At 71.0% G+C, this 1,256-nt stretch carries 1 protein-coding gene; it reads right to left on the bottom strand.

Features of this window, described 5'->3' with window-relative positions; all coding sequences use genetic code 11:
• Window positions 1-318: 318 nt before the first annotated feature.
• Window positions 319-1,236 carry a bifunctional UDP-sugar hydrolase/5'-nucleotidase gene (locus tag ACX114_RS11715; RefSeq protein ID WP_459297611.1) on the bottom strand — a complete coding sequence of 306 codons (918 nt, stop codon included), beginning with the start codon at window positions 1,234-1,236 and terminating at the stop codon, window positions 319-321.
• Window positions 1,237-1,256 lie beyond the last annotated feature (20 nt).

The following is a 1,256-nucleotide window of genomic DNA, read 5'->3' as shown; positions in this document are numbered from 1 at the left end:
CGAATTGACTCCGAACTCCGGACACGACACGGCCCCGAGGGACGCCCGGAAAGCCGGACGCAGTGCCCAAAGGGTCAGTGCCGGTCGATGTCGATCACGCGCGGCCCGCCACTCGTCGTGCGAGTGGCGTGGGGGAGGCCAGGAAACCTGTTGATCACATTATTCGGTCGAAGAGCGACCTGCCATGCGTTCCATGTCCCCGCGCCCGCCTGCTCTCCAGCAGGGCTGGAACGGGCGTGACACATCCCGCGACAGGGAATGAAACAGGTGTTTCAGCCCCGTCCCAGGATGGACGGGGTTGGCCACGCTCGCGAAAGCTCAGTGACCCGCGGAGCCGGGCGGCTCGACGCGCTCCACCTGCTTCCGCACGGCGGCATCCGACGCCACGTCCGCGCCCAGTTGCAGGTACGTCAGCTGGTAGGTGCGCCCCGTCGCCGGGCCCTGCGCCGCCGCCGTGCGGGCCAGGGCGTCGCGCCGCGCTTCGAAGGAGCTCAGCGTCTCCTGGAGCGAGCGGCGCGTGTCCTCGTTCTTCTCCGCCTTCAGGCGCTCCTGCACGCGCGCGATGTTCGCCTCCACCATGCGCTGGCTCTCCCGGGCGCGGTTCGCCTCGGAGAGGTCCGCGAAGGGACCGTTGCCCTCCACGGACAGCTCCAGCTTCGCGACCTGGCGGCCCCGCTCTCCGGGTGGCACCAGCGTGGACACGCCCTGGCGCTGCGCCATGCCCACGCCCCGGCCGTCGTGCGACTGCACCACGAAGTCCACGCCCTCGGCGCCCTGGGCCAGCTTCACGGCCTCCACGTAGGGCACCGCCGCGAGCAACACCACCAGCGACACCTGTTCCTTCTGGCGCAGGCGCTTCACCTCGGAGGTCACCGCCGGCCCCACCGGCAGGCCCCGCACGCCCGCGGGCAAGAGGGCCGTGCCGTCCGATGACTCCGGGGACACGCCGAGGATGCCCACCTTCAGCCCGCCCACCGTCGTCACCACCGACGCGGGGAAGAGCGGCTGCCCCTTCGCGTCCACGAGGTTCGCGGACACGAGCTTCAGCTTCGCGCCCTTCGTCTTCTTCTTGAGGAAGTCCACGCCCAGCACGAGGTCGCGCTGGCCCACGGCCATGGCCGCGTAGCCCTGCGCGTCCAGCTGCTCCAGCACCAGCTCCGCGCGAGGCTTCGCCTCCGGGCCCTCCGCCAGGGTCTTGAAGAGCGCGTTGCCCGCGTCCAGTGCGAGCACCGGCACGCCCTTCGCGCGCTCCTCAT

The organism is Corallococcus sp. M7, from assembly GCF_054512695.1.
The sequence above is the reverse complement of the archived record's forward strand: the minus strand, read 5'-3'. Positions and strand labels throughout refer to the sequence as shown.